Genomic DNA, 13,899 nt, shown 5'->3' on the forward strand with positions numbered 1-13,899 from the left:
GCGTAGGGCGCGGGCGGGGTGCGCAGCGCGCGCGGATCGATCGGGCCGAGCTGTTCGAGCACGTCGGCGGCGCTCTGCACCAGCGTCGCGCCGTCGCGGATCAGCTGGTTGCACCCTTGCGCGCGCGGATCGAGCGGGCTGCCCGGCACCGCCATCACCTCGCGCCCCAGCTCGCCGGCGAGCCGCGCGGTGATCAGCGATCCCGAGCGCGGCGCCGCCTCCACCACCAGAGTGCCGAGCGCGAGGCCGGCGATGATGCGGTTGCGCGACGGGAAATGGCGGGCGAGCGGCTGCGCGCCGGGCGGCTGTTCGGCGATCACCAGGCACTCGCTGGCGAGCTGTTCCTGCAACCGCGCATTCTCGGGCGGAAAGGCGATGTCGATGCCGCTGGCGATGACGCCGACCGTCCGCGGCAGCGCGCCGACATGCGCCGCGGTGTCGATGCCGCGGGCGAGGCCCGAGACGATCGTCGCGCCCTGTGCGGCGAGGTCGTGGGCGAAGCCGCGGGCGAGGCGGCAGGCGGCGGCGGAGGCGTTGCGCGCGCCGACGATGGCGATGGTCAGCGCCGCGCACAGCGACACGTCGCCGCGTACGATCAGCGCGGGCGGTGCCGCCTCGCTCTGCGCGAGCAGCGGCGGATAGTCGGGATCGCCGAGGAACAGATAGCGTGCGCCGAGCGCCGCGGTCGCCGCCATCTCGCGCTCGACGGTGCCGCGCTCGGCGATGCGCGGCGCGCTGCCGCCGCCGCGCCGGGCGAGCGTCGGCAGCATGTCGAGCGCCGCCGCGGCGGAGCCGAAGCGGGCAAGCAACTGGCGGTAGGTGACCGGGCCGACTCCGGCGGTACGCAACAGGCGGAGACGCGCGATGGCGCGTTCAGCCATCCGCGGCCGCTTCGTCGCGCGTCGGATCGGATTTGCCGTCGCCGATCCGCGGCTCGGTGCCGGCGAGCAGCCGTTCGATATTGTTGCGGTGCTTCCACAGCACGATCGCGGCGAGCGCGAGCAGCAGCATGACATAGTCGAACCGGCCGAACAGCGCGCCGCTGACCGGTGCGCTCACCGCCGCCGCCATGCCGGCGACCGACGAGATGCGCAGCGTCGCCAGCAGCCCCAGCCACACCGCAGCATAGATCAGCCCCATCGGCCAGTGCAGCGCGAGCACGATCCCCATCAGCGTCGCGACGCCCTTGCCGCCGCGGAAGCGCAGCCAGACCGGATAGCAATGGCCGACGAATGCCGCGGCCGCGGCGGCCAGCTCGTTGCCGGGGAACAGCCCGGCGACCAGCCACACCGCCGCCGCGCCCTTGGCGAGATCGAGCAGCAAGGTCGCCGCCGCCAGCCCCTTGCGGCCGGTGCGCAGCACGTTGGTGGCGCCGATATTGCCCGAACCGATGCTGCGCAGATCGCCCGCGCCGGCGATGCGGGTGAGGATGACGCCGAACGGAATCGATCCGAGCAGATAGCCGAGCAGCAACGCGGCCGCCGGTGCGAACCAGAGTATCTCCGTGTGCAAGACTGCCCCGTCCTCCCGTCACGATCATAGCGGCTGCGCGCGCGCTTGGCCAATGGCGTGCTGACTGATCTCGATCAATATTGGCGTCGCCGCTTCGGGCTGATTATGGGAGGCGGCATGGCCTCCGCACCGCTTCTCTTCTTCGATTCGGGGGTCGGCGGGCTGTCGGTGGTCGCGCCGACGCAGGCGCTGCTGCCGCACGCGCCGATCGTCTATGCGGCCGACTCGGCCGGTTTTCCCTATGGCATCAGGAGCGAGGCGGAGATTGCCGCGCGCGTGCCGGCGCTGCTCGGGCGGCTGGTCGAACGCTATCGGCCGCGGCTGGTGGTGATCGCCTGCAACACCGCCTCGACGATCGCGCTGCCGGTGGTGCGCGCCGCGCTCGACCTGCCGGTGGTCGGCACGGTGCCGGCGATCAAGCCCGCCGCGGCGCTGAGCCGCAGCCGCGTGATCGGCGTGCTCGGCACCGATGCGACGGTGCGCCAGGCCTATGTCGACGATCTCGCGGCGCGCTTCGCCGGTGATTGCGTGGTGCTGCGCCATGGCTCGGCCGAGCTGGTGCGGCTCGCCGAGGCGAAGCTCGCCGGGATCGCGACCGATTCGGCGCGCTATCGGGCGGTGCTCGCCGGGCTGTTCGATCAGCCGGAGGGCGAGCGGATCGACGTCATCGTCAACGCCTGCACGCATTTCCCGCTCGTCGCCGACGAACTGGCCGCGGCCGCGCCGGCGGGCATGCAGTTTGTCGACGGCGGCGCCGGGATCGCGCGGCGCATCGCCTTCCTCACCGAGGGGCAGCCCTGGGCGGAGGCGGTGCCGGCGCATCGCGCGGTCTTCACTCGGCTGGGGGAGGCGGAGCGCGCACTCGCGCCGGCGCTGGCCGCCTATGGCATCGGGGTGATCGAGTCGCTGTGATCGCCCGCGCTGGCGGCCGGCGGGTGATTCGCTGTCGCCCGTCGGAAGTGTCGGGCGACGCCCCCGTGCAGCCCATATCGCTGCCACGACATGCCGGGGTAGGACAAAATGTCCAGCCCGCCGATCACGCTGAACGCGTTTCTTCGCTGGCAAGCGCCTCGCCGCATCGGTACATGACGATGTCATGAGCAGCGACGGCACGGACGTACGCGTGGATTATTCGCGCGTCTTCACCCAGGCGATCGATCGCCTGCACAGCGAGGGCCGGTACCGGGTCTTCATCGACATCCTGCGCAACAAGGGGGCCTTCCCCAATGCGCGCTGCTTCGCCGGGCACAACGGCCCCAAGCCGATCACCGTCTGGTGCTCGAACGACTATCTCGCGATGGGCCAGCATCCCAAGGTGATCGCGGCGATGGAGGATGCGCTCCACGACGTCGGCGCCGGATCGGGCGGCACCCGCAACATCGGCGGCAACACGCATTATCACATCGACCTCGAGCAGGAGCTGGCCGACCTGCACGGCAAGCAGGGCGCCTTGCTGTTCACCAGCGGCTATGTCTCGAACGAGGCGACGCTGTCGACGCTCGCCAAGATCCTGCCCGGCTGCGTGATCTTCTCGGACGAACTCAACCACGCCTCGATGATCGCCGGCATCCGCAACGCCGGTTGCGAGAAGCGCATCTTCCGCCACAACGATCTCGCCCATCTTGAAGAGCTGCTCGCCGCCGAGGACCCGGCGGTGCCCAAGCTGATCGCGTTCGAGAGCGTCTATTCGATGGAGGCGGACGTCGCGCCGATCGCGGCGATCTGCGACCTCGCCGACAAATATAACGCGCTGACCTATCTCGACGAAGTCCATGCCGTCGGGATGTATGGCGCGCGCGGCGGCGGGATTTCGGAGCAGGAAGGCGTCGCCGACCGGCTGACGATCATCGAAGGCACGCTCGGCAAGGCGTTCGGGGTGATGGGCGGCTATATCGCCGCGGACCAGACGATCATCGACGTGATCCGCAGCTATGCCCCCGGCTTCATCTTCACCACCTCGCTGTCGCCGGTGCTCGTCGCCGGGGTGCTCGCCAGCGTCCGCCACCTCAAGGCGTCGAGCGCGGAGCGCGAGGGGCAGCAGACGTCGGCGGCGTTGCTCAAGACGATGCTGAGCGAGGCGGGGCTGCCGGTGATGCTCGGCGAGACGCATATCGTCCCGGTGCTGGTCGGCGATCCGGTCAAGGCGAAGCGGATCAGCGACATCCTGCTCGCCGAATATGGCGTCTACGTCCAGCCGATCAATTATCCGACGGTGCCGCGCGGCACCGAGCGGCTGCGCTTCACCCCGGGGCCGAGCCATACGCCCGAGATGATGCGCGAACTGACCGATGCGCTGGTCGAGATCTGGAGCCGGCTCGAACTGCGCCGCGCCGCCTGAGCCGCGCCTAGCTCCCCGACAGGGCGCACAGCACGCCGCACAGGATGGTGAGGCTGCCGAGCCCGATCGACAGCGGGATGCGAAGGGCCATCCAGCCCCGCGGGGCGATATCGTTCGCGACCAGCCGGCGGTCGATCAGCAGCGTCATCATCACCGCCGATCCCATCAGCACCAGCGCGAACCCGAGCGACAGGATGTGGCTGATCGACAGCAGGATGAGCAGTGCGCCGAACAATGACGGGATCACCGCCAGCGTCGCGATCCTGCCCTGGTCGCGACCGCCGTTCATCGCGAATCCCCACCAGATGCCGCCGAGGAAGCTGAGGATCAGCGCGGCATAGGCGAAGGCGAACATCGGGCCGACGTCGGTATCGCGCCCGAAGAAACAGGTCGCCAGCGCCGCGACCTGCGGGAACAGGCCGGCATAGCCGAGGATGAGCGGTGATTCGCCGACCTTGCCGCGTGGCGGTGGTGAGGGGGTCATGCCGGGCATCCGGCCGGAAGGGCGGCTTGAGGCATGTTCGTATCCTACATTATCCAGCCGCTTAGCGCGCGAGGGAAGCGCAACGTTCCGCAACAGGTGTGGCATTTGGCCCGGCGCCCGGCTAAGGCGCGCGGACGCCCGTGCCATTTCGGGCCATTGCCATTCGGGACGCTCGCCTTGCGCATCGCCTTCGCCTCCGATCATGCCGCCGTCGCGCTCAAGGCGCTGCTCGTCGCGCATGCCGAGGCCTTGGGCCATACGGTGGTCGACCTAGGCCCGGACAGCGAGGCGCGGGTCGACTATCCGGACTTCGGCTACAAGCTCGCCCGTGCGATCGCCGCGGGCGAGGCGGAGCGCGGCGTCGCCTTGTGCGGCTCCGGCATCGGCATATCGATCGCGGTCAATCGCGAGCCCGCCTGCCGCTGCGCCCTCGTCGGCGAACCGCTGTCGGCGATGCTGGCGCGCCAGCACAATGACGCCAACGTCCTCGCGATGGGCGCGCGGCTGATCGGCCCCGATCTCGCCAAGGCCTGTCTCGAAGCCTTCCTCGCCACGCCCTTCGAGGGCGGCCGTCACCAGCACCGCGTCGACAAGCTCGCGCGAAAGGACTGACCCCATGAGCACCCAGCCGACCGACTTTTCCGACATCCGCCATTCGGGCTTTTTCAGCGAAACGCTCGCCGAGGCCGATCCCGCGGTGTTCGCGGGGATCGAGCAGGAATTGACCCGCGAGCAGACGCAGATCGAGCTGATCGCCTCGGAGAATATCGTCTCCAAGGCGGTGCTTGAGGCGCAGGGATCGGTGTTCACCAACAAATATGCCGAAGGCTATCCCGGCAAGCGCTATTATCAGGGCTGCGCGCCGTCGGACGTGGTCGAGAGCCTCGCGATCGAGCGGGCCAAGCAGATCTTCGGCTGCGGCTTCGCCAACGTCCAGCCGCATTCGGGCGCGCAGGCGAACGGCGCGGTGATGCTCGCGCTGGTCAAGCCGGGCGAGACGATCCTCGGCATGAGCCTCGACGCCGGCGGCCACCTGACCCATGGCGCGCGCGCGGCGATGAGCGGCAAGTGGTTCAACGCCGTGCAATATGGCGTCGACCCGGTGACCCATCTGATCGACTATGACCAGGTCGAGGCGCTCGCGGTCGAACATCAGCCCAAATTGATCATCGCCGGCGGCAGCGCCTATCCGCGCGTCATCGACTTCGCCCGCTTCCGCGCCATCGCCGACAAGGTCGGCGCCTATTTCATGGTCGACATGGCGCATTTCGCCGGCATCGTCGCCGCGGGCCTGCATCCGACGCCGTTCGGCCACGCCCATGTCGTCACCACCACGACGCACAAGACGCTGCGGGGCCCGCGCGGCGGCATGATCATGACCGACGACGAGGCGCTGGCGAAGAAGATCAACTCGGCGGTCTTTCCCGGCCTGCAGGGCGGGCCGCTGATGCACGTCATCGCCGCCAAGGCGGTCGCCTTCGGCGAGGCGCTCCAGCCCGGCTACAAGAGCTATGTCGCCGCGGTGGTCGAGAATGCCAAGGTGCTCGCCGCGACGCTCAAGGAGCGGGGCAGCGACGTCGTCTCGGGCGGCACCGACACGCATCTCGCGCTGATCGACCTCACCCCGCTCGGCATCACCGGCAAGGATGCCGACGAGGCGCTGGAGCGTGCCGGCATCACCTGCAACAAGAACGGCATTCCCAACGACCCGCTGCCGCCGGTCAAGACCAGCGGCATCCGCGTCGGCTCGCCTGCCGGCACGACGCGCGGTTTCGGTGCGGCCGAGTTCCGCGAGATCGGCCATATGGTCGCCGACGTGCTCGACGGATTGGCGAAGAAGGGCGAACACGGGGACCCCGAGGTCGAGGCGAACGTTCGGGGTCGGGTGCGCGCGCTGTGCGCACGCTTCCCCATCTACCAAGGATAACACCATGTCGAAGATCGATCAGGTCCAGAACGAGATCAAGGCGACGCCGGGCCTCGGCCGCAAGATGGCGAAGTACAGCGCGATCGGCGCGGTCATCGCGATTCCGCTGCCTGTGGTCGGTCCAGTGCTGGGCGCGCTTGCCGGCGCTTACTTGGCCTATTCAAAGCGCAAGGGCTGACGATCTGAAATGCGCTGCCCCTTCTGCGGCCATGAAGACAGCCAGGTAAAGGACAGCCGCCCCACCGAAGACGGGGCGGCGATCCGGCGCCGGCGCCAGTGCGAAGGCTGCGCGGCGCGGTTCACGACGTTCGAGCGGATCCAGCTGCGCGACCTGTGGGTGATCAAGAGCACCGGCGGCGACGGTGTGCGGCGCGAACCGTTCGATCGCGAGAAGCTGCTGCGCTCGGTATCGATCGCGACACGCAAGCGGCCGATCGAGCCGGTGCGGATCGAGAAACTGGTCAGCGGCATCCAGCGCCAGCTCGAGACGCAGGGCGAGAGCGAGGTATCGTCGAAGCGGATCGGCGAGATGGTGATGGACGGGCTCAAGGGCCTCGATTCGGTCGCCTATATCCGCTTCGCCAGCGTCTATCGCGACTTCAGCGAGGCGCGCGACTTCGAGGAGTTCGCCGGCACGGTTGAGCAGGCGGGGCGCGCGGAATGAGCGGGCCGCAACCGGCGATCGTGCTCGTCCGCCCGCAGCTCGGCGAGAATATCGGCAAGGCGGCGCGGGCGATGCTCAATTTCGGGCTGACCGACATGCGCCTGGTCTCGCCGCGCGACGGCTGGCCCAATCCGCAGGCCGGGCCGGCCGCGAGCGGTGCCGACAGCGTGCTCGCCCAGGCGCAGCTGTTCGACACCGTCGCCGAGGCGGTGGCGGATTGCGCGCATGTCTATGCGACGACGGTGCGCAAGCGCGGCATCACCAAGCCCGTCGTGACGCCCGAAGTCGCGGCGCGCGACATCCATGCGGCGGGCGAGCGATCGGCGATCCTGTTCGGGCCGGAACGCTCCGGGCTGGAGACCGATGACGTCGCGCTGGCGCGGACGATCGTCACCGTGCCGATCAATCCGGAATTCGGCAGCCTCAACCTCGCGCAAGCGGTGATCCTCGTCGCCTATGAATGGTCGAAGGGCGTCACGCTCGCGCAGCCGTCGATCAACCCGATCGAGCCGCCCGCGTCGCAGGAGCAGCTGGAAGGCATGATCCTCCAGCTCGACGACATGCTGGAGCGGGCGAACTTCTTCTTCCCGCCCGACAAGGTGTTCCAGACGCGGCGGACGCTGCGCACCTTGCTGACCAAACCGGGCTGGTCGTCGCAGGAGGTGCGGACGCTGCGCGGCGTGCTGTCGGCGCTCGACGGCGCCAAGGAACGCCGAGTCGAGGCTCAGCGGCGATCGAACGCGGAGAGTTCGTAGGCGATCGACGCCTCGACGAGCTGCTCCCACAGATCGGCGATCACCGCAGCCGGCAGGCCGAGCGCTTCCGCCGCGGTGCGGGCGTTGGCGATGACCGCCGCCTTGCGCGCCTCGTCGCGGACGTGGCCGCGCTCGGCTTTGATCCGCGCCGCGGCGTCCATATAGGCGAAGCGGCGGGCAAGCAGTGCGACCAGCTCGCGGTCGAGCGCGTCGACGCCGGCGCGCACCTCCTGCATCGTCGAACAGAGCGGACCGGGGAGCGGAGCGTCGGACATGCGCCGTCCTTAACGCGGGCTGCCGCCAAGTCGAGGGGGCGGGGGCTTGTCGGTGCGGCGGAATACGTCATAGTTGCTGAAGTGTTTCCATCGAAGGATATCGCGTCATGATCGTTTCGCTGCTGCTCGGCCTCGCCACGCTCTCGCCGCAGGCGACGCCCGACGCCGCCGCCACGCCGACCCCGCCGGTCAAGGAAAAGCGCATCTGCCGCAGCGAGGTGCCGACCGGATCGACGCTGCCCAAGCACACCTGCCACACCAAGTCGGAGTGGACGGAGATCGACGCGGCCAATGCCCGCAACGTCGAATCGACGCTGGGCGCGCGGCGCAACAGCAGCGGGAACTGATTGACATGACACGGCGTGCCAGCTAGGCGCGCGCCTTCGCAACAGCCCCCGCACCCCGGTGAAGCGGACGGCCTGCCCCGCAAGGACCAGCAGAGCGATACCGGGACCAGCCCGCCCGATGGCTTGCCATGGGGCGGGGTCACGTCGTTATAGTTGCCAAGGAATTATCATGTCGAAGCGCCATAGCGCCAAGCACAAGCTCGACCGTCGTCTCGGCGAGAACATCTGGGGCCGGCCGAAGAGCCCGGTCAACAAGCGCGAATACGGCCCGGGCCAGCACGGCCAGCGCCGCAAGGGCAAGGTGTCGGACTTCGGCATCCAGCTGCGCGCCAAGCAGAAGCTCAAGGGCTATTACGGTGACGTCACCGAAAAGCAGTTCAAGGCCTGCTACACCGAAGCCGCCCGGATGAAGGGCGACACCAGCCAGAACCTGATCGGCCTGCTCGAGCAGCGTCTCGACATGATCGTCTACCGCGCCAAGTTCGCGCCGACGATCTTCGCCGCGCGCCAGATCGTCAGCCACGGCCACATCCGCGTCAACGGCGTGAAGTGCAACATCGCGTCGCGCCGCTGCTTCGTCGGCGACGAGATCACGCTGGGCACCAAGGCCAAGGAAATGGCGCTGATCCTCGAGGCGCAGAACCTCGCCGAGCGTGACATCCCCGATTACGTCGCGCCGGACGGCAATGCCAAGGTCACCTTCGTCCGCGTTCCGACGCTCGACGAAGTGCCCTATCCGGTGAAGATGGAACCGAACCTGGTCGTCGAGTTCTACTCGCGCTGATCTTCCTGAGGTATTCAGGTTCGAAAAGGGCGGTCCTGCGGGGCCGCCCTTTTTGTTTGCGCACAGAGCCGCGGAGGACGCGGAGGATGATGCGGTCAATTGAATAATTCGCGCGAAGACGCGACGATGGTGTGTTGGGGGGATGGGACCGATCGTAGCAGGCGAGGCCCGGTCTCCGTCTTCTCGCGGCTTCGCGTCTTCGCGTGAATCATCCCTGCGACGCGGCACGCCGGGCGCTGCTTGCGCCAAGTGAACAGGCGCCTTCGGCCGGCGCACGGGGCCGAACCACTCTGCGTCCTCTGCGCCTCTGCGCGCAAAACCGTCGCGCCCCACCGTGGACAAGACCGCGCGCCGGCGGCAAAAGACCGGCCACGCTGCCAGTCGCCTTCCGGAGTCATCGATGCGTCGTCTCATTCTTGCCGCCCTGCTCGCCACGCCGGGGATGGCGCTGGCGCAATCCGCGCCACCGATCTCCGTCGAGACGATGAAGACGGTCACCAAGACGCTGTCGTCCGATGCGTTCGAAGGTCGCGCGCCGGGCAGCGCCGGCGAGGAGAAGACGCTCGCCTATCTCAAGACCGCGTTCGCGCAGGCGGGGCTCAAGCCGGGCAACAAGGGCAGCTGGCTGCAGGACGTGCCGCTGGTCGAGATCACCGCGCAGAACGTCTCGCCGCTGACCTTCACCGGCGGCACGTCCCCGCTCAGCCTCGCCTACGGCAAGGACATGGTGGTCGGCACCTATCGGGTCACGCCGCATATCGACGTCCGGAACAGCGACGTCGTCTTCGCCGGCTATGGCATCGTCGCGCCCGAGAAGGGGTGGAACGACTATGCCGGGCTCGACGTGAAGGGCAAGACGGTGATCGTCCTGATCAACGACCCCGACTGGCAGACACCGGGGCTGACCGGCGATTTCGGCGGCCGGGCGATGACCTATTACGGCCGCTGGACTTATAAATATGAGGAAGCGGCGCGGCAGGGCGCGGCGGCGGTGATCATCGTCCACCAGACCGAGCCGGCCGCCTATGGCTGGAACGTCGTCGAATCGAGCAACACCGGTGCGGCGCATGTCGCCGATGCCGCCAACGGCCATATGGACGACACCGCCGCGCACGGCTGGATGCAGCTCGACCAGGCGCGCGCGCTGTTCGCGAGCGCGGGCAAGGATTTCGACCAGCTCGCCGCCGCCGCCAAGGTGAAGGGCTTCAAGGCGGTGCCGCTCGGCGTCAAGGCGTCGGTCAGCTTCGACAATCAGATCAAGAAGCAAATTTTGCACAATGTCGTCGGCATCCTGCCGGGACGTGAGGCACCGAATGAATATGTGCTGCTCTCGGCGCATTGGGATCACCTCGGCCATTGCACGCCGGTCAACGGCGACGGCATCTGCAACGGCGCGGTCGACAATGCCGATGGCGTCGCGGCGCTGGTCGCTCTGGCGCAGGCCAATGCCAAGGCGGGGCCGGCGCGCCGCTCGATGGTGTTCGTCGCGCTGACCGCCGAGGAATCGGGGCTGCTCGGTTCGGCCTATTATGGCGACAATCCGGTCTATCCGCTCAGCCAGACGGTCGGCGGCGCCAATATGGATGCGCTCGCCATGTACGGTCCCGCCAGGGACGTGATCGTCATCGGCCCGGGCAAGTCGGAACTCGATGGCTATCTCAACGCCGCGCTCAAGCGGCAGGGGCGGACCGCGACGCCGGAGCCGACGCCGGAAAAGGGTTTCTACTACCGCTCCGATCACTTCAGCCTCGCCAAGCATGGCGTGCCGATGGTCTATTTCGAGACCGGCCAGAATCTGGTCAAGGGCGGGCTTGCCGCAGGGCAGGCGGCGGCGAAGGATTATGAGGAGCATCGCTACCACGCACCCGCCGACGAATATGATCCCAATTGGGACTGGAGCGGCGTGCAGCAGGACGTCGGCCTCTATTACATGATCGCCCGCGATCTGGCGGACGGGCGCACCTGGCCCAACTGGCTGCCGGGCGATGAATTCCGCGCGATCCGCGACAAGAGCCGCGCCGGTGCGGGAGCCGCCAAATGAGCCCCGTGCCGCCGCCGCCCGCCGAATGGGCCAAGCATGACGCGGTGTGGATCGGTTTCCCGAGCCATCCCGATCTGTGGCAGGAGGACCTCGATCCCGCCCGCGCCGAAGTCGCCGCCTTCGCGCGGGCGGTCCATGCCGACGGGCGCGGCGAGACGGTGATTCTCGTCGCCGCCGACGCCGAGGCGGCGACCGCGGCACAGGCGCTCGCGCCGTTCGCCCAGGTGGTGGTCGAGCCGTTCGGCGACATCTGGCTGCGCGACACCGGGCCGATCCTGCTCGGCAACGGCGAGGCGTGCGATTTCGGCTTCAACGGCTGGGGCGGCAAATATGATCTGCCCGGTGACGATACGATCGGGCTGCGGCTGGCGCAGCGGCTCGGCCGGCGCGTCGGCTATTGCAACTGGGTGCTCGAAGGCGGGGCGATCGACGGCGACGGGACGGGCACCGTCGTCACGACGACGCAATGCCTGCTCAACCCCAATCGCAACCCGACGATGGACCAGGCGCAGATCGAGGCGCGGCTGCGCGGCGATCTCGGGCTGACGCGGGTGGTGTGGCTCGGCGACGGGCTGCTCAACGACCATACCGACGGCCATGTCGACAATCTCGCCCGCTTCGTCGGCGAGGGCAAATTGGCGCTGCCCGAGGCGGCGGAGAACGACCCCAACTGGCAGGTCTACAGCCATGCGCTGCGCGATGCCCGCGCGGCGGGGCTGGAGGTGGTCACGATCCCCTCGCCGGGGCGCGTGCTGCGCGACGAGGAGGTCGTGCCGGCGAGCTATATGAACTTCTACATCGGCAATGCCGCGGTGGTCGTGCCGCTCTACGGCGCCGATAATGATGCGGCGGCGGTGCGCGCGGTACAGGCGCTGTTCCCCGACCGCGAGGCGGTGGGGTTGCGCGCGGATCATATCCTGACCGGCGGCGGCAGCTTCCACTGCATCAGCCAGCAGGTGCCGGCCGCGCCCGCGACTGACAGATAAGTCGGGTCCGCCCTCCTACTCCTCCGTTGGCCCTGAGCCTGTCGAAGGGCGGGCTTCGATCGCGAGCTCGGGCTTCGACAGGCTCAGCCCGAACGGTTGAGTGAGAGCGCGTTGAGCTTGCCCCGGGCGGAGGGCGGGATTCGCGGCAAGGGGTGACGACTCGCCCGCGCCGTCTTATGTGGCGCGCATGACCCAGCTCACCGTCGCCGCGCTGCAACTCGCCTTCTCCGACGATATCGACGCCAATATCGCCAACGTCTCGCGCCTGGTGCGCGAAGCGGCGGGGCGGGGCGCGCAGGTGATCCTGCCACCCGAATTGTTCGAGGGCGAATATTTCTGTCGCGTCGAAGACGAGGGGCTGTTCGCCCAGGCGGCGCCGGTCGGCGAGCACAAGGCGGTGCTGGCAATGCAGGCGCTCGCCGAGGCGCTCAAGGTGACCATCCCGACCAGCTTCTTCGAGGCGGACGGGCCGCACCATTACAACAGCCTGGCGATGATCGGCCCGGACGGCGAGGTGCAGGGCGTCTATCGCAAGAGCCATATCCCCGATGGGCCGGGCTATGAGGAGAAATTCTACTTCCGCCCCGGCAACACCGGCTTCAAGGTATGGCCCGCGCCCGCCGCCGCGCCGGGCTGGACGCTCGGCGTCGGCGTCTGCTGGGACCAATGGTATCCGGAGACGGCCCGCGCGCTGATGCTGATGGGGGCGCAGGTGCTCTTCTACCCGACGGCGATCGGCAGCGAGCCGCATGACACCAGCCTCGATACCGCGCGGCTGTGGCGGCGGGCGATGGTCGGCCATGCAGTGTCGAACGTCGTGCCGGTGGTCGCCGCCAACCGGATCGGCGTCGAGCACGGCCAGACCTTCTACGGCACCAGCTTCATCGCCGACGAGCGCGGCGACATTCTCGCCGAGCTCGGCCGGGACGAGGAAGGCGTGATCGTCGCGACGCTCGACCTCGACCGGGTCAAGCGGCACCGCGCCGCCTTCGGCTTCTTCCGCGATCGCCGGCCCGAACTCTACGGGCGGCTGACTCAGGACATCTGACGCAGCGCGACCGCGCGCGCGAACACGGCCTCGAACATCGCATCGTCGATGCGGCCGGTGTTCTGATTGTAGCGTGACGGGTGGTAGCTATCGATCAGGATGCGGCCGTCGGGCATGCGATGCTCGGCGCCATGGGCGAAGGTCGCCTTGGGCAGGCGGCCGCCCATCACCTTGACCGCCGACTGGTGCGCGACCTGCCCGAGCGCGACGACGATTTGCAGATTGGGCAGCGCCGCCACCTCATTCTCCAGGAACGGGCGGCAGGTGCGGATCTCCTCCGGCGTCGGCTTGTTGGCGGGCGGCAGGCATTTGACCGCGTTGACAATGATCGCGCCGGTCAGCGCGAGATCGTCGGTGACGCGGTTGGCGAAGCTGCCGGTGGCGAGGCCGAATTTGGCGAGCGTCGCATAGAGCAGCGCGCCCGAATGATCGCCGGTGAAGGCGCGCCCGGTGCGATTGCCGCCGTGCAGCCCCGGCGCGAGGCCGACGATCGCCAGCCATGCCGCAGGATCGCCGAAACCGGGGACGGGGGCGTTCCACCAGCTCGGATTGTCGCGCCGCAGCGCCTCGCGCGCGGCGACGAGGCGCGGGCAGCGCGGGCAATCATAGGGCGGCTCGACGGCGGCGAGCGGGGCGGGCGCCGGCGGGGCGGGGGGGGCGACCGGCGCGCGCCGCCGCCGATGCGGCGTGGCTGGCGCGCGGCGCCCGCGTGCTGCGGCTGCCCGGCATCTACGGTCC

General features: G+C 68.8%; 17 protein-coding genes. 12 read left to right on the plus strand and 5 right to left on the minus strand.

The genetic code is table 11. From position 1 onward, the window contains the following. Positions 1-881: DNA-processing protein DprA (gene dprA / locus BW41_RS15545; protein ID WP_037535436.1), on the minus strand; the 881-nt coding region annotated here is incomplete at its 3' end. Further along, positions 874-1,512: a glycerol-3-phosphate 1-O-acyltransferase PlsY gene (gene plsY / locus BW41_RS15550; RefSeq protein ID WP_037535437.1), complete on the minus strand. Its 639-nt coding sequence runs from the start codon at positions 1,510-1,512 to the stop codon at positions 874-876. The genes dprA and plsY, both read right to left, overlap by 8 nt. Before the next feature lie 117 nt (positions 1,513-1,629). Here plsY and murI point away from each other — a divergent pair, with 117 nt between their 5' ends. Both murI and hemA read left to right on the plus strand, forming a co-directional pair. Then, positions 1,630-2,424: a glutamate racemase gene (murI, locus tag BW41_RS15555; protein ID WP_037535448.1), complete on the plus strand. Its 795-nt coding sequence runs from the start codon at positions 1,630-1,632 to the stop codon at positions 2,422-2,424. A 184-nt stretch (positions 2,425-2,608) separates the two neighbouring features. Further along, positions 2,609-3,850: a 5-aminolevulinate synthase gene (gene hemA, locus BW41_RS15560; RefSeq protein ID WP_037535438.1), complete on the plus strand. Its 1,242-nt coding sequence runs from the start codon at positions 2,609-2,611 to the stop codon at positions 3,848-3,850. A gap of 7 nt (positions 3,851-3,857) precedes the next feature. Here the strand turns inward: hemA and BW41_RS15565 are convergent, their stop codons facing one another. Then, positions 3,858-4,334: a DUF3429 domain-containing protein gene (locus BW41_RS15565; protein WP_037535449.1), complete on the minus strand. Its 477-nt coding sequence runs from the start codon at positions 4,332-4,334 to the stop codon at positions 3,858-3,860. Positions 4,335-4,511: 177 nt separating this feature from the next. Between BW41_RS15565 and rpiB the strand changes: the two genes are divergently transcribed. From rpiB to BW41_RS15585, 5 genes are read left to right on the plus strand one after another with little or no spacing between them, the layout of a single operon-like run. Continuing rightward, a complete protein-coding gene (gene rpiB / locus BW41_RS15570; protein WP_037535450.1) occupies positions 4,512-4,946 on the plus strand; it encodes a ribose 5-phosphate isomerase B in 435 nt (144 codons plus the stop codon). A gap of 4 nt (positions 4,947-4,950) precedes the next feature. Continuing rightward, positions 4,951-6,261 carry a serine hydroxymethyltransferase gene (glyA, locus tag BW41_RS15575; RefSeq protein WP_037535439.1) on the plus strand — a complete coding sequence of 437 codons (1,311 nt, stop codon included), beginning with the start codon at positions 4,951-4,953 and terminating at the stop codon, positions 6,259-6,261. A 4-nt stretch (positions 6,262-6,265) separates the two neighbouring features. Next, the gene (locus BW41_RS21645) at positions 6,266-6,439 is read left to right on the plus strand and encodes a small multi-drug export protein (RefSeq protein WP_200870446.1); all 174 of its coding nucleotides are present in this window, start codon (positions 6,266-6,268) and stop codon (positions 6,437-6,439) included. A 9-nt stretch (positions 6,440-6,448) separates the two neighbouring features. After that, positions 6,449-6,925: a transcriptional regulator NrdR gene (nrdR, locus tag BW41_RS15580; protein ID WP_037535440.1), complete on the plus strand. Its 477-nt coding sequence runs from the start codon at positions 6,449-6,451 to the stop codon at positions 6,923-6,925. Then, entirely contained in the window at positions 6,922-7,680 is a 759-nt protein-coding gene (locus BW41_RS15585; RefSeq protein ID WP_037535441.1) for an RNA methyltransferase, read from the plus strand. The genes nrdR and BW41_RS15585 overlap by 4 nt, the downstream gene beginning before the upstream one ends. Here the strand turns inward: BW41_RS15585 and BW41_RS15590 are convergent. Further along, on the minus strand, positions 7,650-7,955 hold the full coding sequence (locus tag BW41_RS15590; RefSeq protein ID WP_037535442.1) for a chorismate mutase: 306 nt from the start codon (positions 7,953-7,955) through the stop codon (positions 7,650-7,652). The genes BW41_RS15585 and BW41_RS15590 overlap by 31 nt on opposite strands. A 107-nt stretch (positions 7,956-8,062) precedes the next feature. Between BW41_RS15590 and BW41_RS15595 the strand changes: the two genes are divergently transcribed. From BW41_RS15595 to aguB, 5 genes are all read left to right on the plus strand, one after another. Continuing rightward, positions 8,063-8,302, plus strand: a complete 240-nt coding sequence (locus tag BW41_RS15595; RefSeq protein ID WP_037535443.1) for a hypothetical protein — start codon at positions 8,063-8,065, stop codon at positions 8,300-8,302. 169 nt (positions 8,303-8,471) lie between these two features. Next, a complete protein-coding gene (gene rpsD, locus BW41_RS15600; RefSeq protein WP_037535444.1) occupies positions 8,472-9,086 on the plus strand; it encodes a 30S ribosomal protein S4 in 615 nt (204 codons plus the stop codon). A gap of 400 nt (positions 9,087-9,486) precedes the next feature. Beyond that, positions 9,487-11,127: a M28 family metallopeptidase gene (locus BW41_RS15605; protein ID WP_037535445.1), complete on the plus strand. Its 1,641-nt coding sequence runs from the start codon at positions 9,487-9,489 to the stop codon at positions 11,125-11,127. Beyond that, positions 11,124-12,113: an agmatine deiminase family protein gene (locus tag BW41_RS15610; RefSeq protein WP_037535446.1), complete on the plus strand. Its 990-nt coding sequence runs from the start codon at positions 11,124-11,126 to the stop codon at positions 12,111-12,113. Before BW41_RS15605 ends, BW41_RS15610 begins: the two co-directional genes overlap by 4 nt. Before the next feature lie 187 nt (positions 12,114-12,300). After that, positions 12,301-13,161 (plus strand): N-carbamoylputrescine amidase, encoded by an 861-nt coding sequence (gene aguB, locus BW41_RS15615; RefSeq protein ID WP_037535447.1) that lies wholly within the window; start codon positions 12,301-12,303, stop codon positions 13,159-13,161. Here aguB and BW41_RS15620 read toward each other — a convergent pair. Continuing rightward, positions 13,149-13,899: uracil-DNA glycosylase (locus tag BW41_RS15620; RefSeq protein ID WP_327195600.1), on the minus strand; the 751-nt coding region annotated here is incomplete at its 5' end. The genes aguB and BW41_RS15620 overlap by 13 nt on opposite strands.

Source organism: Sphingomonas sp. RIT328 (assembly GCF_000632225.1).
Classification (GTDB): domain Bacteria; phylum Pseudomonadota; class Alphaproteobacteria; order Sphingomonadales; family Sphingomonadaceae; genus Sphingomonas; species Sphingomonas kyungheensis.